Here is a 21937-nt window from a genome sequence, read left to right as displayed (position 1 = left end):
GCGAGCGGGTTCACATAAGCGTGCTGTGAACTCGCTCGCATTCCTGTGAGTAAGTCCACGAAAACGGCTAACGATCTCTACGGCCTGCAAGAGTTGTCCACGTATTGCTCATGTGTTCTTTGCTCGGCGGTTCCCGGTAAAGATCCACAGTCCCCACCCCCACTGGGAGCTCGTTCGTGGCAGCACTCGCACGCTGGTGTGTCCGGCACCGCCTTCTTGTCGTTCTGTTCTGGGTCCTGGCGCTCGGCGGTACAACCGTCGCCGCAATGGCCGCCGGATCCGCCTACTCGAACGACTACAAGGTGCCCGGCACGGAATCCGGCCAGGCGGCCCAGCTGCTGAAGAAGAGCTTCCCGGACATGGGCGGGGACAGCGACACCATCGTCTGGCACACCGCGTCCGACGCGGGTTCCGTACGCGCCGCCGACGTCGAGCAGACGATGAAGGGCACCCTCGACAAGATCGAGGAACTGCCCGGCGTGGCCTCCGTGACCGACCCGTACGACAGCCAGGCCGCCGGGCGGATCAGCGCCGATGGGCACACCGCCTACGCCTCGGTCACCTTCGACGAGCAGTCCAAGGACATCGACAAGGCCCACGTCCAGGCGGTCGTGGACACCGCCAAGGACGCCGAGGCGGACGGCCTCCGGGTCGAGCTGGGCGGTAACGCCATCGGGCTCACCGAGTCCTCGGGCGGCCATATCGCCGAGGTCGTCGGCGTGGTCGTCGCCGCCGTGGTCCTCTTCCTCGCCTTCGGCTCGCTCGCCGCCTCGCTGCTGCCGATCGCCACGGCCCTGGTGAGCGTCGGCACGGCGTATGCGGGCATCGTGCTGCTCGGCCACTTCATGACCGTCGCCGACTTCGCGCCGATGCTCGGCATGCTGGTCGGCCTCGGCGTCGGCATCGACTACGCGCTGTTCATCGTGACCAGACACCGGCGCGGGCTGAAGCGCGGGCTGCCGGTCGAGGAGGCCGCGCGGAACGCGGTGGCCACCACCGGACGCGCGGTCGTCTTCGCGGGCGCAACCGTGTGCATAGCCCTGCTCGGCATGCTCATCCTGCGGCTCAGCTTCCTCAACGGCGTCGCGATCGCCGCATCCCTGACCGTGTTGCTCACGGTCGCCGCCTCAGTGACCCTGCTGCCCTCGCTGCTCTCCTTCATCGGCATGCGCGCCCTCAGCGGCCGCGAGCGCCGGCACCTGGACGAGCACGGTCCTGAGCCGGAGATCCCCACCGGGCTCGCGGCCCGCTGGTCCGCCTTCGTCGAGCGGCACCCCAAGCTGCTCGGAGTCGTCGCCCTCGCCGTCATGACCGTGCTGGCGCTGCCCACCCTCGGCCTGCACCTCGGCACCTCGGACCAGGGCAACAACCCGGAGACCGCCACCACCCGCCAGGCATACGACCTGCTGGCCGACGGCTTCGGCCCCGGCGTCAACGGCCCGCTGACCCTCGTCACCGAGGTCGACGGCGGCCAGGACCGGCTGGCCCTGGACAACCTCGACGAAACGCTCCGGTCCACCGAAGGTGTCGCCTCGGTGACCCCGGTGACGTACGACCAGGGCGGCGACACCGCGTACCTCACCGTCATCCCGGAGTCCTCGCCGCAGTCCGAGAAGACCAGCGATCTCGTCGACCGGCTGCGTACCGACGTGCTGCCGCGGGCCGAGGCGGACACCTCGCTCGATCTGCACGTCGGTGGTGTCACGGCCGGCTATGACGACTTCGCCGAGGTCATCATCGGCAAGCTGCCCCTCTTCGTGGGCGTCGTGATCGCTCTCGGCTGCCTCCTGCTGCTGCTCGCATTCCGCTCCATCGGCATACCCCTGAAGGCCGCCGCGATGAATGTCGCGGCCGTCGCCGCCGCCTTCGGCGTCGTCATCGCGATCTTCCAGTGGGGCTGGGGAAGTGAACTGCTGGGCCTCGGCAGCGCGGGCCCGATCGAACCCTTCCTGCCCGTGATCATGGTGTCCGTGCTCTTCGGGCTCTCCATGGACTACCAGGTCTTCCTGGTCAGCCGGATGTACGAGGAATGGCTGGAGACAGGCGACAATCGGCGAGCCGTCCGCGTCGGCCTCGCCGAGACCAGCCGGGTGATCAACTCCGCCGCCGTGATCATGATCTCGGTCTTCCTCGCCTTCGTACTCAGCGGCGACCGCGTCATCGCGATGTTCGGCATCGCGCTCGCCGCCGCGGTCGCGCTCGACGCCTTCGTCCTGCGTACGCTCCTGGTGCCCGCCCTGATGCACATGCTCGGCGGCGCCAACTGGTGGCTGCCACGCTGGCTCGACCGCCGTCTGCCGCGCATCAGCATCGAGCCGCCCGACTCCAGCCCTGCCATCCCCTCCCATGCGACGATTCCGGCTGCGCGCGACGGTGCGCTGATGGACGTACTCGTGAAGGAGCGGCAGCAGGATGTACGCGATATCCCTGGGTGAGGACGGCGCCGAACTGCGCCCCCTGGAGCCGTGGCACGCCGAGGAGTTCCTGGCGCACCTGGAGCGGGGACGAGAGTTCATCGGGCAGCACATCCCCTTCGGGGCGAACGCCACGGATGCCGGCTCCGCGCGCGAACTCCTCCAGTCGTACGCCGACAAGCGCGCCGCCGACACCGGCAGCCTGCACGGCGTGTGGCTGGACGGGAAGCTCGTCGGCGGTGTGCTGTTCCTGCACTTCGACGCCGAGCTGGGCACCTGCGAGGTCGGCTGCTGGCTTGAGCCGGCCGGCGCGGGACGTGGGCTCGTCACCCGCGCCATGCGGATCCTCATCGACTGGGCGGTCGACGAGCGCGGCATCCACCGGGTCGAGTGGCAGGCGTCCACCGCCAACGAACCGAGCATCAACGTGGCGCGACGGCTGGGCATGAGCCGCGACGGCGTGCTCCGGGAGAGCTACCCCTACAGGGGCGTGCGCCAGAACCTCGAGGTGTGGTCCGTGCTCGCGCCGGAATGGCGTGACGCACGCGCGCGTGCAGCTCGCGACGATCACTAAGACGCCTCAAGACACCTTGGCGATCATTAAGACACTTCTCAGACAGCGTCCGTACGGTGCGGGGCATGGGATCCAAGACAGTTGACGAGGCCGGCACCCACACCGGCACCGACGCAAAGCGCGACGAGGAGGACGTGCAGCTCACGAAGGACGGCGACACGGCCGCGGACCAGGCCGACGCCGAGGTGTACCAGGACGACGAGCAGGAACACCCGGACTCGGGTGACGGCACGAGTGTGGCCGCCGGAGGCTCCGGTGTGGGCCAGGGTGCCGCCGCCGTCGTCTCCGCCGGGCTCGGCATCGTGTCGCTGACCGGCAGCTGGGTCGGCACGGTGGCCTCCGCGCGACAGGAGATCACCGGCCAGCTGGAGATGCAGGCCGCGGGCAACGCGAGCGTCGCCACGCAGCTCCAGGCGCTCTACGGCGATGCCTGGCAGGCCACCGCTCTGTGGGGCGGGCTCTTCGCGGTGGCCGCACTGATCGTCGGCGTCGTGGTGCTGGTGCGACCCGCGTTCGGGAACCCCGACCGGGTGCAGGCCCCGTGGATCAAGTCGGTCGCCTGGGCGGGCGTCTCTCTCGGCGTCATCGGTCTGTTGCTGGCCGCCCTCAAGTACTCCGACGTCCTGCTCTCCGTGCCCTCCGCCGGCTGAACCGCCCACCGGGAAGCAGTCTGGAAAACCGCACGTCCTGAGGGGCCTTAGGTCCGCCGCGAGCTTCTTACGGCGGACCTAAGGCCCCTCCCGTGCGCAAGATGCGGAACTCTCCCGATGTGACGGACCCCCCTGGGAGACGAAGGTTGAGGCATCGCACAAAGCGAGGCCCGAAACCGACTTCTTCAAGAGGGGTACGAGATGTTCGCGTACGAGCTCCAGCAGATCCGCTCCGCCGAGATGATCCGCGAGGCCGACAACTACCGGATGGTGCGCGAGGCCATCCGCGCCCGCCGCGCCGCCCGCCGATCGGCGAAGGACGACACCGAAGGGCAGGTGAATCGCCGGCCATATCCACGCCGCCACCGCTTCGCACGCGCGGCGTGATCGCGGCGTGATGGCGACCGGGGAAGGCGCCAAGAGCGCCGGAAGTGCGACCGGAAGTGCCAGCGGTGCCGGGAGTCCGGGGGGACTCCCGGCACCGCGCCGTACGGAGCTGCCGCCGCGCCATGCAGGGCAGTTGGGGACCGGCGGGGCGCCGGCGCCGGGGGACAGGCGGGCGCCGTTAATCGCTGCAGCGTTGTCAGACCCCTGTGCGATGCTCGGCGTTGTGGAGACCAGGTCCGTCAGTCCGGTTTTCGTCGGTCGCGCCGACGAGTTGGACGTGCTGAACGACGCGCTCGCCCGCGCCGCCGCGGGCGAGCCACAGGCGTTGCTGGTCGGCGGTGAGGCGGGCGTCGGGAAGACGCGGCTGATCGAGGAGTTCGCCGGTGCGGCCGACCGTCAGGGCGCTGTCGTGGTGCTCGGCGGCTGTGTCGAAATCGGCGCCGACGGGCTGCCGTTCGCCCCCTTCTCCACCGCCCTGCGCGCTCTGCGCCGCCAACTGCCCGACGAGCTGGCCGCCGCGGCGGCCGGGCAGGAGGAGGAGCTGGCCCGGCTGCTGCCCGAGCTGGGCGACACCTCGCGCGGGCGGCACGACGAGGAGGGCATGGCCCGCCTCTTCGAACTCACCGTCCGTCTCCTGGAGCGCGTCGCCGCCGAGCGCACGGTGGTCGTCCTCCTGGAAGACCTGCACTGGGCCGACGCCTCGACCCGCCATCTCCTCGCCTACCTCTTCCGTACGCTCCGCAGCGGCCGCCTCGCCGTCATCGCCACCTATCGCGCCGACGACGTCCACCGCCGTCATCCGCTGCGCCCGCTGCTGGCCGAGCTGGACCGGCTGCGCACGGTCCGCCGTATCGAACTCGGCCGCTTCAGCCGCGCCGAAGTCCGCCGACAGATCGCCGGAATCCTCGCCTCCGAGCCCGCCCCCGCCCTGGTCGACGAGATCTTCGAGCGCTCCGACGGCAACGCGTTCTTCGTCGAGGAACTCGCCGTGGCAGCGAACGAGGGCTGCCGCACCGGCCTCACCGACTCCCTCCGGGACCTGCTCCTGGTCCGGGTCGAGAGCCTGCCCGAGAGTTCCCAGCGGGTCGCCCGGATCGTCGCCGAGGGCGGCTCCACCGTCGAGTACGGACTGCTTGCCGCCGTGGCGCAGCTCTCCGAGGACGATCTCATCGAGGCGCTGCGGGCCGCCGTGGGCGCCAACCTCCTGCTCGCGACACCCGACGGGGACGGCTACCGCTTCCGCCACTCCCTGGTGCGCGAGGCCGTGGCCGACGACCTGCTGCCCGGCGAGCGCTCCCGCCTCAACCGGCGATACGCCGAAGCGCTGGAGGCCGACCCGACGCTCGTACCGGCCGATGAGCGCGCCGCACGCCTGGCCAGCTACTGGTATCACGCGAACGACGCGGCCAAGGCCCTGCCCGCCGTCCTCGAAGCCTCCGTGGCAGCCCGCCGCCGGCACGCCCACTCGGAGCAACTGCGGCTCCTGGAGCGGGCGATGGAGCTGTGGGACTCCGCCCCCGACGCCGTGCGGGCCGAGTTGCGCCCCGTCGACTACACCGAGGCCTATCCGCCCTGCGGCTGCGCCCCGTCTCCTGCGTGCGGCTGCGACCCGGGGAACCAGCCGCTGACCTATCTCGACCTGATGGCCGAGGCGGCCGTCGCGGGCCGGTACTGCGGGGAGCGCGAGCGCGCTCTGAAGATCACCAAGCGGGCCCTTCACCTCCTGGAGGGCGGAGACGAGGCCCTGCGCGCTGCTTGGTTCTGGACCCAGCGTTCCCGACTGGTGCAGGCACTGGGCCGCGGCGACGGCTGGAAGGAACTCGGCACAGCCGAGGAGCTGGTGAGAGGTCTGCCGCCTTCGGAGGTGCACGCCGAGGTCCTGACGTCCGTCGCCAACTGGTCCATGCTCCACACCCCGGGGCCCGATGCCCTGACGGACGCCGAACGTGCCGTGGAGTACGCACGCATGGTGGGCGCCCGCGAGATCGAGCTGAATGCGCGCCTCACTCTCGGCGGCCTCATGGTCGAATCGGGCGATATCGAGGCGGGTCTCGCCGAGTTGTACGAGGTCCGGAGACAGTCGGTCGAGATCGGGGCCGCCCGGGAGGTGGGCCGCAGTCATGTGAACCTGCCGTCCATTCTGGAAGGCATCGGCCGCTCCGAGGAGGCCGTCGGCATCCTGCGGGACGGTCTTGAACTCACTCGCAGAATGGGTTTGTTGGAGTCGGAGTCCTGGGTGTGGGACAACCTCTCGGAGTCTCTCTACTCGCTGGGCCAGTGGGACGAGGCCAGTGAGGCCGCGACGCATGCACAGCACGCCCTCCCGAGCGCCAAGCCGCGCGGCGGCTCCTTCCTGCGCCTCGTCGACATCGCGCTCGCCCGCGGGCATCTCGCAGAGGCGGGCCGCCACCTGGCCGCCGCCCGCGACGCATACGGCACCCATGACCCCATGCCGCAGAACTCCTTGCCGCTGGCCCGGCTCACCCTCACTCTCGCCGCCGCCCAGGGCCGCCTCCCCGACGCCCGCGCCGAACTCGACCGCGCGCTGGAAACCGGCCTGCCACCCGGCACCCAGCGCTACGGCTGGCCGCTGCTCCTCGCCGCCGCCACCGCGGAGGCCGACGCCCGCGGTCTGCCCGCCGCCGAGCAGGGCCGCGTCAAGCACATCGAGCGCATACGTGAGCACGCCAAGCCACTCGCCACGAACGTGCCGCTCTGGCATGCGTACGAGCGCTGGGTGCGCGCCGAACTGCTGCGCGCCGAAGGCAGGGACACCCCGGCCGACTGGTCCGCCGCCGTCACCGCCTTCGAGTCACTTGAGCGCCCCTACGACCTGGCCCGCGTCCGCCACCGCCTCGCCGAGTCCCTGCTGGCCTCCGGCCCGGGCGACGACGACGCCCGCGACCGCGCCACTGAGCTTCTGCGCCTGGCCGGAGCCGTCGCCGACCACCTCCGTGCCCGCCCGCTCACCGAGTCCATCGCCCTGCTCGCCCAACGCGCCCGCCTCACCTTGACGCACACCCCGGGGACCCCGGAGCGGTCAGCCCTCACCCCCGCCGACCCGGCCGAGGCGCTCGGCCTCACCAGCCGCGAGCGCGACGTCCTGCGCCTGGTCGCCGCGGGCCGCAGCAACCGCCGCATCGCCGAGGAACTCTTCATCTCCCCGAAGACCGCCAGCGTCCACGTCTCCAACATCCTCGCCAAGCTGAACGTCTCCGGCCGCGGCGAGGCAGCGGCCCTGGCCCACCGGCTACGGCTGTTCCCGTCCGAGACACCCGCTGCTGAAGCGGCCGGCTGAGGCCTAGGCTGTAAGGACCCCGGGCCGAGGGAGGCGCCGTGTTCAACATGTTCGAGGAACTGTTCGCCCCCGGCCGCAAGCACACCCAGGACGAGCGCAACCGTCTCGAGATGACCCGCGAGGACGCCGGGGACAGCGACCCGGGGCGGGGGCCGATAGACCTCACGTCCGGCAAGGTCGTCGTACGGCTGCCTGGTCAGGCTCCCGCGGAATCAGACGCCGGCGTGCCCGCGGAATCGGACGCTGAGGCGCCCGCGAAGCCGGAAGCCGGGGTGCCCGCGGACCCAGACGCCGGGCAGCGCACGGAATCAGACGCCGGGGTGCCCACGGAGCCGGATGCTGGGTCGCCCGCGAAGCCGGAGGCCGGAGTGCCCACGGAACCAGATGTCCGGGGGCGCACGGAACTGGACGCCGGGGCGCCCGCGAAGCCGGACCCCGGCGGGGACTGAAGGTCCACCCGGAGCTCCTGAGCTACTGCCACCCCCGGCTACGTCACCTCCAGCTCAAGAATCTTGTCGTCCCCGTCCTCCGGGGTACCCCGGCCGTCCGTTTCGCTGGTGACCAGCCACAGCTTGTTCTCGCCCGCCGAGACCACCGTGCGCAGGCGGCCGTGTTCTTCCTCCAGGAAGGCCTGGGGGTCGGCTGCCCTCTCCGTGCCGTTCAGGGGGATGCGCCACAGGCGCTTGCCGCGCAGGCCCGCCATCCAGATGGAGCCCTCCGCGTAGGCGATACCGCTGGGGGAGGCCTCGGCCACGCCCCACTGGGCGATCGGGTTGTGGTACTGGGAGTCGTCGGACTCGCCCTCGGCGTCCGGCCAGCCGTAGTTGTCGCCCGGCTCGATGTGGTTCAGCTCGTCCCAGGTCTGCTGGCCGAACTCGGAGGCCCACAGGCGCTTTTCGGAGTCCCAGGCCAGGCCCTGCACATTGCGGTGGCCGTACGAGTAGACGGCGTTGTCGAAGGGGTTGCCCGGCGCCGGCTCGCCGTCCGGGGTCAGGCGGAGGATCTTGCCGCCCGGGGAGTCCTTGTCCTGGGCCAGGTCAGGTTCGTACCGCTCGCCCGTGCCGGCGTAGAGCATCTTGTCCGGGCCGAAGGCGATCCGCCCGCCGTTGTGATTCGTGCCCTTCGGGATGCCCCTGAACACCGTGTCGGGAGCGCCCAGTTGCTCACCCGCCGGCTTCTCCGCGTCGTACAGCATGCGCACGATGCGGTTGTCGGACGCCGAGGTGAAGTACGCGTAGACCATGCGGTCCGAGGCGTACTCCGGTGAGAGGGCGAGCCCCATCAGGCCACCCTCGCCGGCGGCGGCGACGCCCGGCACCGTGCCCACCTCGGTCTTCTTGCCGCTCTTTGTGTCGACCCGGGTGATCGTCCCCTCGTCGCGCGAGGACACCAACAGGTCGCCTTCGGGCAGAGGCGCGAGGCCCCACGGCGTGTTCAGACCCTCGGCGACGGTCCGCACGACCTTCACGGAGCCCTTCGCGGGCGGCGCCTCACCAGTCGCCTGCCCGCCGGGGGAGGACCCCGGTTCCGTACGACTCGGGGCGGCGTTCGCTCCGCCGTCCGACCCTCCCTCGTCGCCGGAAGAACAGCCGGCCGTCAGCAGGAGGGAGGCGGCGGCCAACACGGCCGTCACAGCTCGACGTTGCACGATCTGGATCCCTTCGACGCGGCAGGTTCTACTGTTCATACACCGCAACCGCCTCACAGGTTCCCGATCTCAGAACGCGAAATGCGACGAGATCCGGCCGGGCAGCACGGCGAGACCTTTACGAGCCCTCCGCACCACCCTCGCTCATCAAGCTGTGAGCCTGTACTCGAGCTGTGAGCCCGTGCTGCCATGACCCCGTGCTGCGCTCAGCCCGTCCCGCTCACTCCCACGACCCCTGAGCCGCAGGCAGCTTCGCCACCTCCGCCAGATCCCGCGCCGACAGCCGCAGCCCGGCCGCCCCCGCGTTCTCGGCCGCCCACCGCTCCCGCTTCGCCCCCGGCACCGGCACCACGTGCCGCCCCTGCGCGAGCACCCATGCGAGCGCCACCTGCGCCGGAGTGACCTCCGCACCGGTCTCCTCACCGATCCGCCGTGCGATACGGCGCAGACCGGCCACGATCGGCTGGTTCGCGGCCATCATCTCGGCGGTGAAGCGGGGATGCCGGGCGCGTACGTCATCGGGTTCGAAGCCCTCGCCGGGCGTGAGCGTGCCGGTCAGGAAGCCGTTGCCGAGCGGCATCGCGGCCAGGAAACCGACGCCGCGTGCCTCGCACCACGGCAGCAGCCCGTCCAGTGCCTCCGGCGACCACACCGACAACTCGGCCTCCACCGCGCTCACCGGGAAGACCTGCTGCACCCGCTCCAGCTGCCGGATCGTTCCGTCGTGCAGGTGTGCCCCCGAGCGACGGCCGGAGCGGGCGCCCACCGCGCACAGCCCGAGCGCCCGTACCTTCCCCGCCGCCACGAGTTCCGCCATCGCGCCCCAGGTTTCCTCGACCGGCACCTCGGGGTCGGCGCGATGCAGCTGGTACAGGTCGATGACGTCCGTCTGCAGCCGCCGCAGCGAGGCGTCGCAGGCCCGTTTCACATACCCGGGGCGGCCGTTGGCCACGATGTGCTGCTCACCGACCAGCAGCCCGCACTTGGTGGAGACGAACGCCTCCGGTCGCCGCTCCTTGAGCACCCGGCCCACCAGCAGCTCATTGGTGAAGGGCCCGTACATGTCGGCGGTGTCGAGGAGGCTGCAGCCCCGGTCGAGGGCCGTGTGCAGGGTCCGTAGCGACTCATCGCTCCGCTGCCGGGAAGCCGAGTACGCCCAGCTCATCGGCATGCAGCCGAGCCCGACGGCCCCCACCTCGAGCGCCGCAGCCCCGATCGTCCTCCGCTCCACCTGGCCGTGCCTCCCTTTTCCGACCCCCAAAACTAACCTCTGGGTCTGTCAATGCTTGGCCTAGCCTCCTGAGCATGACTTCCGAAGTGTGGCTCCCGTTTGATCCAGCCGACCTCGACGGCCGCCCCGAAGGCCTCACCTACCGCTTCTGGGACGGTGAGCAGGACTTCCCCGCCGATCCCGCCGACTGCGCCTTCTATGTCGTGCCCTACATGAAGAGCAGCGAGATCTCGGTGCGTCCGATGGCCGAAATGACGTCCGTACGGGTCGTGCAGACGCTGTCGGCCGGAATCGACCACGTCCAGCCCGGTCTCGGACTGCTGCCTACAGGCGTGCAGTTGTGCAATGCGCGTGGGGTGCACGACGCCAGTACGGCCGAGCTCACACTGACGCTGATCCTCTCCTCGCTGCGGGGCATCCCCGAGTTCGTACGCGGGCAGGAGCGCGAAGAATGGCGGTCGGGGTTCCGGCCCGCGCTCGCCGACAAGTCGGTGCTGATCGTCGGCTACGGCTCGGTCGGTGCCGCGATCGAGGACCGGCTCGCGCCATTCGAGGTCGCGCGGGTGGCGCGCGTCGCGCGCTCCGCACGTGAGACGGAGCGCGGGCCCGTGCATCCGATCACCGCACTGCCCGAACTCCTCCCGGACGCCGATGTGGTGGTGCTCATCACCCCCCTCACCGAGCAGACCAGGGGCCTGGCGGGTGCCGATTTCCTGTCGCGGATGAAGGACGGCGCCCTGCTGGTGAACGTCGCCCGTGGCGGCGTCGTCGACACGAAGGCGCTGCTCGCCGAGCTGGAAACTGGCCGAATCCGAGCGGCACTTGACGTCACCGACCCCGAACCGCTGCCCAAGGGGCACCCGTTGTGGCATGCGCCGGGAGTGCTCATCAGTCCGCATGTGGGGGGCCCGACATCCGCGTTCTTTCCGCGCGCCGAGCGGCTCCTGGTGGACCAGTTCCATCGTTTTGTGAACCGGGAGCCGATGCGGAACGTGGTCCTTACGACGGGCGCGTAGCCTCTGCGACCACCCTCCGCAGTCCCCTGACTGCGGTCGGTTCACGTATCACCGCTGGTCGTCACGGAGAGTAGAGGGACTATGTCCCTGAGTGACGAGACTGGTGTATCGTCCGGACAGGGGATGCGCCGAGCACCGGACGGCGCCGGGGACGAGACGTGGACTGTGAGGGGGGCGACGGGCGATGTACGGCCTATGGACCAACGATCCGACGCGGCGAGGCCGCCGACGGCGAACCTCCCACGCACCACACAGAAGTGGCCACAGCCACCCACACCACCACAGGCACAGCGGTCGCAGGTGGCACGCACCCTCACCCACGAACCGGCCTCGCACGGCCCGGGCGGGGACACCCCCATCGGCAGGCCGGGACCAAAGGGACTCGGGGGCGGCGCGGACCGGAGGGGCACAGTGAGCTCCCAGGGGGCGCTGCTGGCCCGCCGTCCCCTCACCGCCGACGGCACGAGCCTGGTCCCGCAGGTGGTGCTGGCCCTGGTGTGCGCGGCGTACACCCTCGGCTGCGCTTTCAGCTGGGGCTCGGGGACGCTCGCGTTGATCATGGGTGACTTCGGGCTGAGCGCGGCCGCCGCCGTAGCGGCCGTCTCCTGCTTCCTCGGCGCCCGGCGCGGGCGCAGCCGTTTTCGACCTGCCTGGCTGCTGTTCGCCCTCTCCTCCGCGATGACGGCGGCGGGCAACTTCGTCTGGGGCTGGTACGAGGTCGTCCTGTCCCGCCCGATACCCAGCCCCAGTTACGCCGACCTGTTTTTCCTGTGCTTCGCCCCACCGGCCATCGTGGGACTCCTCGTGTTCGCCAAACGGCCCGTGACCAAGTCCGGCTGGATCTGTCTGTCCCTGGACGCCTGGCTCATCGGCGGCTCGCTGCTCACGCTCTCCTGGAGTCTCGCGCTCGCCCAGACGGCCAAGACCGGGGGGCCGAGTGTCGCGCACACCGCGCTGTCGCTGGCGTACCCCCTGCTGGACATCGCGCTGATCAGCATGGTCCTCGCGCTGCACTTCAGGCGGACGCTCGTTCATCGGGCCGCGGTGAACACCGCCATAGGAGCCCTCGCGCTGACGGTGATGTGCGACGCGCTGTTCACCTCACCGCTGCTGCACGACGGCTACCGCTCGGGCCAGTTGCTCGACGCCGGCTGGTTCGCCGGTTCGCTGCTGCTCGCCTACGCCCCCTGGGTGGGGCATCGACAAGGACAGACGGACACGGAAGAAGAGGGGCACACGCGCGTGGTGTCCGGCTACGTGCCACGGCCCCGACCGGGACAAGCAGCACCCCTGCCAGAACAACCGGCCCAGGTGCCCCTCCAGGAAGGAGGTTCCAGTCGGCATCCGGCAGGCCGGCCCATCGCCGGTTCGCTCGCGGCACTCACGCCCTATCTGGCCGCGGCCGTCTGCACGTTGGGCATTCTCTACAACGTGCTCAACGGCCGCAGCGTCGACCGCGTGGTGCTCATCACCGGCGGCACGGTCGTCCTCGCCCTCGTCGTACGCCAGGGCATCATGCTGCTCGACAACATCACCCTCACCCAGGAACTGGCCCAGACGGAGAGCCACTTCCGCTCCCTGGTGCAGGGCTCCAGCGACGTCATCATGATCGCCACGCCGAACGGCATCCTCCACTACGTCAGCCCGGCCGCCTTCGGCGTCTACGGACGGCCCGCGGAGGAACTCGTCGGGACCGAACTCGCCTCGCTCATCCACCCGGAGGACCTGGGCTGCGTGGTGCACGAAGTGCGCCGCTTCCTCGCCGCCAGCCCCCTTGAGGAACCCACTACGCGCATCGAATGCCGCTTCCGGTCCGGCGACGGCGGCTGGCTCAATGTCGAGTCGACGGTCAACCGGCACCACGGCGGCCTCATCCTCAACAGCCGTGACGTGACCGAACGGGTGCGCCTGCAGGCCCAGTTGCAGCACAACGCCGAGCACGACCCGCTCACCGACCTGCCCAACCGCGCCCTGTTCACCCGGCGCGTCCAGCAGGCGCTGTCCGGGCGCCGCTCCTCCGACCGCGGCACCGCCGTGCTCTTCATCGACCTCGACGGCTTCAAGGCCGTGAACGACACGATCGGGCACCAGGCGGGCGACGAGCTGCTCGTCCAGGCCGCGCGCAGACTGCAGGACGCCGTACGGCAGGGGGACACGGCCGCCCGGCTCGGCGGCGACGAGTTCGCGGCCCTCATCGTCGGCGACGGCACCCGCGACCGCACCGCGCGCGAACGCCACATCCTCGAGCTCGCCGACCGGCTCCGCGTCACCCTCTCGCAGCCGTACTCCATCGACGGCAACGATGTCCGGGTGGCCGCCTCCATCGGCGTCGCCTTCGCCGAACCGGGCCTGGGCGCGGGCGAGTTGCTGCGCAACGCCGACCTGGCGATGTACCGCGCCAAGGCCGCGGGCAAGGGCCGCGTCGAGCTGTACGCGCCACAGATGCAGCAGGACGTCGTACGGAAGGCGGAGCTCGCGACCCGGCTGCGGGCCGCGCTGCACGACGGCGAGTTCGCGCTGCTGCACCAGCCCGTGGTCTGTCTCGACACCGGCCGGATCACGACGGTCGTCGCGCAGGCGCGCTGGCGCTCGGCCCAGGGCGCGCTGCTCACGCCCGCCGACTTCCTGCGCGTCTCCGAGGACAGCGACCGCACCGCCGAACTCGGCCGCTGGATACTGGAGGAGGCCATCGAGCAGGCCGCCGAGCGCGGTGCCACCGGGCTCGCCGTGCCCGTCGCCGTCCGGATGAGCGCCCGCCGGCTCCTCGACCGTTCGATGCCCCTCAGCTCCATCGAGGCCCTGCTGACCCGGCACGGCGTGGCCTCCGGTGCCCTGGTCATCGAACTGGCCGAGACGGACCCCCGGGTCTCCATGGACGAGCTGGAGCGCCGGCTGAGCGCGCTCAGGCGTCTCGGCGTCCGGATCGCCCTGGACGGCTTCGGCAGCGGCTACGCGACGATCACCGCGCTACGGCGCCTCCCCGTCGACGTACTGAAACTCGACCGCTCCCTGGTCGAGGGCGTCGTCGAGTCGGCCCGGCTGCACAAGATCACCAGCGGGCTGCTCCGGATCGCCGGTGATCTCGGACTGCAGTCGGTGGCCGACGGAGTGGACCGGCCCGAGCAGGCCGTCGCCCTGCGCGAGATGGGCTGCACCCATGGCCAGGGCATGGCGTTCTCCGAACCGCTCGACGAGGTCAGGCTGCGCCGCGCGCTGGCCTCCGGCCGTTACCCCCTGCCCGGCCACCAGGCCGAGCCGGTTCTCGTGAGCGGCTCGGTGGCCGGGGTTTACGCAGGTGGAGGCTCCGGTGCTTATACGGTCGGCGGCCCTTCGGGGGCGTACGCCACAGGGACGGCTCTCCGCTCACATAATGAGACTCCCGTCCCACCCACTTGACAGGCACAGTGTGCCGGGGAGAGGGTCTGTGCCATGCGCACCCGAATTCTCGTACTTGGAAAGCGCGTCGGCTGAGCTGGGAACGACCGGATCGTTGAACCGGAACTCCCAGCGACCGCACCCGACGCGCTCCCCTCGCTTGCCTCACGGCACGAGGGGTTTTTTGTTGCACAGGCCCAGCCGTACAAGAGTCGCACACCGCACAAACCTCGCAAAAACCCTCAGCATCGAGAAGAGAATGCCGATGACCGAGCAGGCCACCGGGGCCCACCATCCGCAGCCGCGGCCCCGTTCCTCAGGGCAGCCGTCCGCGCCCGAGCACATGACGGGTGCGCAGTCCCTCATCCGTTCGCTCGAGGAGGTCGGCGCCGAGACGGTATTCGGCATTCCCGGCGGCACCATCCTTCCGGCGTACGACCCGATGATGGACTCCAAGAAGGTCCGTCACGTCCTGGTCCGTCACGAGCAGGGCGCCGGCCACGCGGCCACCGGTTACGCGCAGGCCACCGGCAAGGTCGGGGTGTGCATGGCCACGTCCGGTCCGGGCGCCACCAACCTCGTCACCCCGATCGCGGACGCGCACATGGACTCCGTGCCGCTCGTCGCGATCACCGGGCAGGTCGTGTCCAAGGCGATCGGTACGGACGCCTTCCAGGAGGCGGACATCGTCGGCATCACCATGCCGATCACCAAGCACAGCTTCCTGGTCACCAAGGCGGAGGACATCCCGCAGGCGATCGCGCAGGCGTTTCACATCGCCGCCTCCGGCCGCCCGGGACCGGTCCTGGTCGACATCCCCAAGGACGTCCTCCAGGCGAAGACGACCTTCAGCTGGCCGCCGGCCATGGACCTGCCCGGCTACCGCCCGGTGACCAAGCCGCACGCCAAGCAGATCCGCGAGGCCGCCAAGCTGATCACCGCCGCCAAGCGGCCCGTGCTGTACGTCGGCGGCGGCGTCATCAAGGCCGGCGCGACCGGCGAGCTGAGGGTCCTCGCAGAACTCACCGAAGCGCCCGTCACCACCACACTGATGGCGCTCGGCGCATTCCCCGACAGCCACCCGCTGCACGTGGGAATGCCGGGCATGCACGGTTCGGTCACCGCCGTCACCGCGCTGCAGAAGGCCGACCTGATCGTCGCCCTCGGAGCCCGCTTCGACGACCGCGTCACCGGCAAGCTGGACAGCTTCGCTCCGTACGCCAAGATCGTCCACGCCGATATCGACCCGGCCGAGATCGGCAAGAACCGCGCCGCCGACGTGCCGATCGTCGGGGACGCCCGCGAGGTCATCGCCGACCTGGTCCAGGCCGTGCAGAAGGAGCACAGCGAGGGCAACACCGGCGACTACAGCGCCTGGTGGAAGGACCTCAGCCGCTGGCGCGACAACTACCCGCTCGGCTACGACCAGCCCGACGACGGCTCGCTCTCGCCGCAGCAGGTCATCGAACGCATCGGTCAACTCGCCCCGGACGGCAGTATCTTCACGGCGGGCGTCGGCCAGCACCAGATGTGGGCCGCGCACTTCATCCAGTACGAGAAGCCCGCGACCTGGCTCAACTCCGGCGGCGCCGGAACCATGGGCTACGCGGTCCCGGCCGCTATGGGAGCCAAGGCGGGCCAGCCGGACCGTACGGTCTGGGCGATCGACGGCGACGGCTGCTTCCAGATGACCAATCAGGAGCTCACCACCTGCGCCCTGAACAACATCCCGATCAAGGTCGCCATCATCAACAACGGCGCCCTCGGGATGGTCCGCCAGTGGCAGACCCTGTTCTACAACCAGCGCTACTCCAACACCGTGCTGCACAGCGGCCCGGAGGCGGACGGCAAGCAGCCGAGCGCCGGCACCCGCGTCCCCGACTTCGTGAAGCTGTCGGAGGCCATGGGCTGCCACGCGATCCGCTGCGAGTCCCCCGACGACCTGGACAAGGTCATCGAAGAGGCGAACTCCATCAACGACCGCCCTGTCGTCGTCGACTTCATCGTCCACGAGGACGCGATGGTCTGGCCGATGGTCGCCGCCGGCACCTCGAACGACACGATCATGGCCGCCCGGGACGTCCGCCCCGACTTCGGCGACAACGAAGACGACTGAGCGAGCGAGACCGCAGAGACGAGAACACAGAGAAGAGACACAGAGAAATGTCCAAGCACACGCTCTCGGTCCTGGTGGAGAACAAGCCCGGTGTCCTCGCCCGGATCACCGCCCTGTTCTCCCGCCGCGGCTTCAACATCGACTCGCTCGCCGTCGGCGTCACCGAGCACCCCGACATCTCCCGCATCACCATCGTGGTCAATGTCGAGGACCTGCCGCTCGAACAGGTCACCAAGCAGCTCAACAAGCTCGTCAACGTCCTGAAGATCGTCGAACTCGAGGCGGGCTCGGCCGTTCAGCGGGAACTCGTTCTGGTGAAGGTCCGCGCCGACAACGAGACGCGCTCCCAGATCGTCGAGATCGTCCAGCTGTTCCGCGCCAAGACCGTGGACGTCTCCCCGGAGGCCGTCACCATCGAGGCCACCGGCAGCAGCGACAAGCTGTCCGCGATGCTCAAGATGCTCGAGCCGTACGGCATCAAGGAACTCGTGCAGTCCGGCACGATCGCCATCGGCCGCGGCGCCCGCTCGATCACGGACCGGTCGCTGCGCGCGCTGGACCGGTCGGCCTAAGACGCCAAACGGGCGGTCGGAACGCGTCCGACCGCCCGTATTCCGAGACCCCGAGACTTCGCTTCCGCCCCCCGTCATACGGTGGGACGCAACACCTGCACTCCCGAGGAGAGAACCCAAAGTGGCCGAGCTGTTCTACGACGCTGACGCCGACCTGTCCATCATCCAGGGCCGCAAGGTCGCGGTCATCGGCTACGGCAGCCAGGGCCACGCCCACGCGCTGTCGCTGCGTGACTCGGGTGTCGACGTCCGCGTCGGTCTGCACGAGGGCTCCAAGTCCAAGGCGAAGGCCGAGGAGCAGGGGCTGCGCGTGGTGACGCCGTCGGAGGCCGCCGCCGAGGCCGACGTCATCATGATCCTGGTGCCGGACCCGATCCAGGCGCAGGTCTACGAGGAGTCGATCAAGGACAACCTCGAGGACGGCGACGCGCTCTTCTTCGGCCACGGCCTGAACATCCGCTTCGACTTCATCAAGCCCCCGGCGAACGTCGACGTCTGCATGGTCGCCCCCAAGGGCCCGGGTCACCTCGTGCGCCGCCAGTACGAGGAGGGCCGCGGCGTTCCGTGTATCGCGGCCGTCGAGCAGGACGCGAGCGGCAACGCCTTCGCGCTGGCCCTCTCGTACGCCAAGGGCATCGGCGGCACCCGCGCCGGCGTCATCAAGACGACCTTCACCGAGGAGACCGAGACCGACCTGTTCGGTGAGCAGGTCGTCCTGTGCGGTGGTACGGCCGCGCTGGTCAAGGCCGGTTTCGAGACGCTGACCGAGGCCGGCTACCAGCCGGAGATCGCGTACTTCGAGTGCCTGCACGAGCTGAAGCTGATCGTGGACCTCATGTACGAGGGCGGCCTGGACAAGATGCGCTGGTCGATCTCCGAGACCGCCGAGTGGGGCGACTACGTCACCGGCCCGCGGATCATCACGGACGCCACCAAGGCCGAGATGAAGAAGGTCCTCGCCGAGATCCAGGACGGTTCTTTCGCCCGCGAGTGGATGGCCGAGTACCACGGCGGCCTGAAGAAGTACAACGAGTACAAGAAGCAGGACTCCGAGTCCCTGCTGGAGACCACCGGCAAGGAGCTGCGCAAGCTCATGAGCTGGGTCAATGACGACGAGGCGTAAGCCTTGAGGCACGGGGCCGCAGCGATTCGCTGCGGCCCCTTTGCCGAACCCCCGGTAACCGCTTGTCCACGGCGCGCAGCCACGGATGAGTGATCCTTCCGCGGAGGCGCAGGACAGCCTCCGCAGCCGCACTAGACTGCTGAGATACATACGCGTCAGGCCCACAACGTCGTGCGTCTTCCACGCGGCCACCACCCTCCACCGCATGCGGCCGTCGGGACGGCCGTCCGCATTGGACCTGTGAGGACTCACGTGAGCACTGCTGCCAACGGCAAACCGGTCGTACTCATCGCTGAAGAGCTGTCGCCCGCGACCGTCGACGCCCTGGGCCCGGACTTCGAGATCAGGCATTGCAACGGAGCGGACCGAGCCGAACTGCTCCCGGCCATCGCCGAGGTCGACGCGATCCTGATCCGTTCCGCCACCAAGGTCGACGCCGAGGCCATCGCGGCCGCCGGCAAGCTCAAGGTCGTCGCACGAGCCGGCGTCGGCCTGGACAACGTCGACGTCTCGTCCGCCACCAAGGCCGGCGTGATGGTCGTCAACGCACCGACCTCCAACATCGTCACGGCCGCCGAACTCGCCTGCGGCCTGCTCCTGGCCACCGCGCGCCACATTCCGCAGGCCAACACGGCGCTCAAGAACGGCGAGTGGAAGCGCTCCAAGTACACCGGCGTCGAGCTCGCCGAGAAGACCCTCGGCGTCGTCGGCCTCGGCCGCATCGGCGCCCTCGTCGCACAGCGCATGTCGGCCTTCGGCATGAAGGTCGTGGCGTACGACCCGTATGTGCAGCCCGCGCGGGCCGCGCAGATGGGCGTGAAGGTCCTCTCCCTCGACGAGCTGCTCGAGGTCTCGGACTTCATCACCGTGCACCTGCCCAAGACCCCCGAGACCCTCGGCCTCATCGGTCACGACGCGCTGCACAAGGTCAAGCCGTCGGTGCGGATCGTGAACGCCGCGCGGGGCGGGATCGTCGACGAGGAGGCGCTGTACTCGGCGCTCAAGGAGGGCCGCGTCGCGGGCGCGGGCCTCGACGTGTACGCGAAGGAGCCCTGCACGGACTCCCCGCTCTTCGAGCTGGACCAGGTCGTCTGCACCCCGCACCTCGGGGCGTCCACGGACGAGGCGCAGGAGAAGGCCGGTATCGCCGTCGCCAGGTCGGTGCGTCTCGCGCTCGCCGGTGAGCTCGTCCCGGACGCCGTGAACGTCCAGGGCGGCGTCATCGCCGAGGACGTCAAGCCGGGTCTGCCGCTCGCCGAGAACCTCGGCCGCATCTTCACCGCCCTCGCGGGCGAGGTCGCGGCCCGCCTCGACGTCGAGGTGTACGGCGAGATCACCCAGCACGACGTCAAGGTGCTCGAACTCTCCGCTCTGAAGGGCGTGTTCGAGGACGTCGTCGACGAGACCGTGTCGTACGTCAACGCTCCGCTGTTCGCGCAGGAGCGGGGCGTCGAGGTGCGGCTGACCACCAGCTCGGAGTCGCCGGACCACCGCAACGTGGTGACCGTGCGCGGCACGCTCGGCGACGGCGAGGAGGTGTCGGTCTCCGGCACGCTGGCCGGTCCGAAGCACCTCCAGAAGATCGTCGCGGTGGGTGAGTACGACGTGGATCTCGCCCTCGCCGACCACATGGTCGTCTTCAAGTACGCCGACCGCCCCGGCGTCGTCGGCACCCTCGGCCGCATCCTCGGCGAGGCCGGCATCAACATCGCCGGCATGCAGGTCGCCCGTACGGACCTGGGCGGCGAGGCGCTGGCGATCCTTACGGTGGACGACACGGTTCCGCAGAACGTGCTCAACGAGTTGGCGGAAGAGATCGGCGCGACGTCGGCTCGGTCGGTCAACCTGGTCTGACGCTTCGTTCACGAAAGGGTCCGAGCCACCGTGCAGGTGGCTCGGACCCTTTTCGTATGGGGAAGGCCTGCGCTCAGGCGAGGGCCTTCTCGGACTCGCACGCGCTCGCGCACTCCATGGCCTCCGGCTTACGGACCCGCACCCGCCGCAGTGTCACCGATGCCAGGACCGCCGCCCCCAGCAGAAGCACCGTCGCGGCGATCGCCGCCGCTTGCATGCCGTTGGTGAAGGCCTCGCGGGCCGCCGTCGCCAGGGCTTCGCCCGCACGGTCGGGCATTTGAGCGGACACGGCCAGGGCGCCGCCGAGCGTCTCGTGGGCCGGGCCTGGGGCCGAGGCGGGGATTCCGTGGCCGTACACCGTGGTGCCGATGGAGCCGAGGGCCGCCATGCCCAGCGCTCCGCCGAATTCAGTGCCCGTTTCCAGGACCGAGGAGGCGGTGCCGGCCTTCTCCACCGGTACGGTGCCCAGCGCCAGGTCCATCATCTGGGACATGACGACGACGATTCCGGCGGCGATGACCGCGGCCCCGGCCAGCACCAGCCACAACGAGTCCGTGCCGGCGACGGTCAGCAGCCCGTAACCGCAGGCGGCGACCACGAAGCCCCCGGCGACGACGTGCGCCCGGTTTACACCGCGCTGCACCAGCTGCGCGGCGACCGGCGCGGCGATCCCGACCAGCGTGCTGGGCAGCAGCCCCCACAGCGCGGCCTCCATGGAGCTCTTGCCGAGGACCGACTGGAGGTACTGCGTGGTGAAGTACGCCGAACCCATCATCGCGAACATGGAGAGCAGGTTCAGCGAGACGGCGGGGGCGAAGCCGCGGCCGCGGAAGAGGGCGGGCGAGATCATCGGGGAGGGGATGGTGCGCTGGCGGTGGACGAAGAGCGCGGCGAAGAGCAGGCCGACGGTCACCGAGATGACGTAGCGGACGTTCCAGCCCTCCGAGGAGATCTCCTTGAGGCCGTAGATCACCGGCAGGACGGCGGCCATGGACAGCGGCACGCTCAGCAGGTCGAAGCGGCCCGGCGCCGGGTTCTTCGACTCGGGGAGCAGGATCGGGCCGAGGATCAGCAGCAGGACCATCGCGGGCAGGTTCACCAGGAAGACCGAGCCCCACCAGAAGTGCTCGACCAGGAAGCCGCTCATCACCGAGCCGAGCGCGATGCCGGCCGTCATGACGCCCGACCACAGGCCGATCGCCTTGGCGCGCTGGGCCTGGTCCGTGAACATCGTGCGGATGAGCGCCATCGTCGACGGCATCAGCGTCGCCCCGCCGATGCCGAGCACCGCGCGGGCCGCGATCAGCATTTCGGCGCTGTTCGCGTACGCCGCCACCAGCGAGGCCGCGCCGAAGGCCGCCGCGCCGATCAGGAGCAGCCTGCGACGGCCGATGTGGTCGCCCAGCGAGCCCATCGTCATCAGCAGTCCGGCGAGCACGAAGGCGTACATGTCGAAGATCCACAGCTGCTGGGTGCCGGACGGCTCCAGGTCGGCGCTGATGTCCGGAATGGCGAAGTAGAGGACGGAGACGTCCATCGAGACCAGGAGCAGCGGCAGCATCAGGACACCGGTCGCGAACCATTCGCGGCGGCCGGCAAGGGGCGCGGGGTCGGTGGTCGTGCTCGTCGGATTCGTCATGCCGAGCAATGTACGAGCGTCTTAAACGCTTGTCTAGTAC

General features: G+C 69.9%; 15 protein-coding genes. 12 read left to right on the top strand and 3 right to left on the bottom strand.

The genetic code is table 11. The features are described from left to right. Positions 1-176: 176 nt before the first annotated feature. From ACQEVY_RS13735 to ACQEVY_RS13710, 6 genes are all read left to right on the top strand, one after another. On the top strand, positions 177-2435 hold the full coding sequence (locus ACQEVY_RS13735; protein ID WP_432948201.1) for an MMPL family transporter: 2259 nt from the start codon (positions 177-179) through the stop codon (positions 2433-2435). Beyond that, positions 2413-2988: a GNAT family N-acetyltransferase gene (locus tag ACQEVY_RS13730; protein WP_432948199.1), complete on the top strand. Its 576-nt coding sequence runs from the start codon at positions 2413-2415 to the stop codon at positions 2986-2988. Before ACQEVY_RS13735 ends, ACQEVY_RS13730 begins: the two co-directional genes overlap by 23 nt. A 65-nt stretch (positions 2989-3053) precedes the next feature. After that, positions 3054-3638 carry a hypothetical protein gene (locus ACQEVY_RS13725; protein WP_432948197.1) on the top strand — a complete coding sequence of 195 codons (585 nt, stop codon included), beginning with the start codon at positions 3054-3056 and terminating at the stop codon, positions 3636-3638. A gap of 201 nt (positions 3639-3839) precedes the next feature. Further along, a complete protein-coding gene (locus ACQEVY_RS13720; protein WP_432948195.1) occupies positions 3840-4025 on the top strand; it encodes a hypothetical protein in 186 nt (61 codons plus the stop codon). 211 nt (positions 4026-4236) lie between these two features. Beyond that, positions 4237-7323, top strand: a complete 3087-nt coding sequence (locus ACQEVY_RS13715) for a helix-turn-helix transcriptional regulator (RefSeq protein WP_432948193.1) — start codon at positions 4237-4239, stop codon at positions 7321-7323. 47 nt (positions 7324-7370) lie between these two features. After that, positions 7371-7772 (top strand): DUF6191 domain-containing protein, encoded by a 402-nt coding sequence (locus ACQEVY_RS13710; RefSeq protein WP_432955203.1) that lies wholly within the window; start codon positions 7371-7373, stop codon positions 7770-7772. A gap of 38 nt (positions 7773-7810) precedes the next feature. Here ACQEVY_RS13710 and ACQEVY_RS13705 read toward each other — a convergent pair whose 3' ends face one another. Continuing rightward, the gene (locus ACQEVY_RS13705; protein WP_432948191.1) at positions 7811-9010 is read right to left on the bottom strand and encodes a PQQ-dependent sugar dehydrogenase; all 1200 of its coding nucleotides are present in this window, start codon (positions 9008-9010) and stop codon (positions 7811-7813) included. A gap of 181 nt (positions 9011-9191) precedes the next feature. After that, entirely contained in the window at positions 9192-10202 is a 1011-nt protein-coding gene (locus ACQEVY_RS13700) for an aldo/keto reductase (RefSeq protein WP_432948189.1), read from the bottom strand. A 74-nt stretch (positions 10203-10276) separates the two neighbouring features. On the opposite strand from ACQEVY_RS13700, the gene ACQEVY_RS13695 reads away from it, so the two are divergent. The 6 genes from ACQEVY_RS13695 to serA all read left to right on the top strand — a co-directional run bounded on the left by ACQEVY_RS13695 (position 10277) and on the right by serA (position 20258). Further along, the gene (locus tag ACQEVY_RS13695; protein WP_432948187.1) at positions 10277-11218 is read left to right on the top strand and encodes a 2-hydroxyacid dehydrogenase; all 942 of its coding nucleotides are present in this window, start codon (positions 10277-10279) and stop codon (positions 11216-11218) included. A gap of 411 nt (positions 11219-11629) precedes the next feature. Beyond that, entirely contained in the window at positions 11630-14614 is a 2985-nt protein-coding gene (locus tag ACQEVY_RS13690) for a putative bifunctional diguanylate cyclase/phosphodiesterase (protein ID WP_432948185.1), read from the top strand. Between the two features lie 238 nt (positions 14615-14852). Then, positions 14853-16709, top strand: coding sequence for an acetolactate synthase large subunit (locus tag ACQEVY_RS13685; RefSeq protein ID WP_432948183.1), 1857 nt, complete (start codon positions 14853-14855; stop codon positions 16707-16709). A gap of 47 nt (positions 16710-16756) precedes the next feature. Continuing rightward, the gene (ilvN, locus tag ACQEVY_RS13680; RefSeq protein ID WP_432948181.1) at positions 16757-17281 is read left to right on the top strand and encodes an acetolactate synthase small subunit; all 525 of its coding nucleotides are present in this window, start codon (positions 16757-16759) and stop codon (positions 17279-17281) included. A 121-nt stretch (positions 17282-17402) separates the two neighbouring features. Then, complete coding sequence (gene ilvC / locus ACQEVY_RS13675) at positions 17403-18404, top strand: ketol-acid reductoisomerase (protein ID WP_432948179.1); 1002 nt, start codon at positions 17403-17405, stop codon at positions 18402-18404. A gap of 252 nt (positions 18405-18656) precedes the next feature. Next, a complete protein-coding gene (serA, locus tag ACQEVY_RS13670) occupies positions 18657-20258 on the top strand; it encodes a phosphoglycerate dehydrogenase (protein ID WP_432948177.1) in 1602 nt (533 codons plus the stop codon). 73 nt (positions 20259-20331) lie between these two features. Here the strand turns inward: serA and ACQEVY_RS13665 are convergent, their stop codons facing one another. Then, positions 20332-21897, bottom strand: coding sequence for an MFS transporter (locus ACQEVY_RS13665; protein WP_432948175.1), 1566 nt, complete (start codon positions 21895-21897; stop codon positions 20332-20334). Positions 21898-21937 lie beyond the last annotated feature (40 nt).

Origin of the sequence: Streptomyces sp. CA-288835 (assembly GCF_050936385.1) — a bacterium.
GTDB lineage: Bacteria > Actinomycetota > Actinomycetes > Streptomycetales > Streptomycetaceae > Streptomyces.
Note: the sequence above shows the minus strand (reverse complement) of the source record. Positions and strands in the feature narration are given on the sequence as shown.

What these genes read in the sequence shown, in the direction of transcription:
- ACQEVY_RS13730 (WP_432948199.1), top strand. Translation starts at nt 2,413, where the DNA reads ATGTACGCGATATCCCTGGGTGAGGACGGCGCCGAACTGCGCCCCCTG.
- ACQEVY_RS13725 (WP_432948197.1), top strand. Translation starts at nt 3,054, where the DNA reads ATGGGATCCAAGACAGTTGACGAGGCCGGCACCCACACCGGCACCGAC.
- ACQEVY_RS13720 (WP_432948195.1), top strand. Translation starts at nt 3,840, where the DNA reads ATGTTCGCGTACGAGCTCCAGCAGATCCGCTCCGCCGAGATGATCCGC.
- ACQEVY_RS13715 (WP_432948193.1), top strand. Translation starts at nt 4,237, where the DNA reads ATGCTCGGCGTTGTGGAGACCAGGTCCGTCAGTCCGGTTTTCGTCGGT.
- ACQEVY_RS13710 (WP_432955203.1), top strand. Translation starts at nt 7,371, where the DNA reads ATGTTCGAGGAACTGTTCGCCCCCGGCCGCAAGCACACCCAGGACGAG.
- ACQEVY_RS13705 (WP_432948191.1), bottom strand. Translation starts at nt 9,010, where the DNA reads ATGAACAGTAGAACCTGCCGCGTCGAAGGGATCCAGATCGTGCAACGT.
- ACQEVY_RS13695 (WP_432948187.1), top strand. Translation starts at nt 10,277, where the DNA reads ATGACTTCCGAAGTGTGGCTCCCGTTTGATCCAGCCGACCTCGACGGC.
- ACQEVY_RS13685 (WP_432948183.1), top strand. Translation starts at nt 14,853, where the DNA reads ATGCCGATGACCGAGCAGGCCACCGGGGCCCACCATCCGCAGCCGCGG.
- ilvN (WP_432948181.1), top strand. Translation starts at nt 16,757, where the DNA reads ATGTCCAAGCACACGCTCTCGGTCCTGGTGGAGAACAAGCCCGGTGTC.
- ACQEVY_RS13665 (WP_432948175.1), bottom strand. Translation starts at nt 21,897, where the DNA reads ATGACGAATCCGACGAGCACGACCACCGACCCCGCGCCCCTTGCCGGC.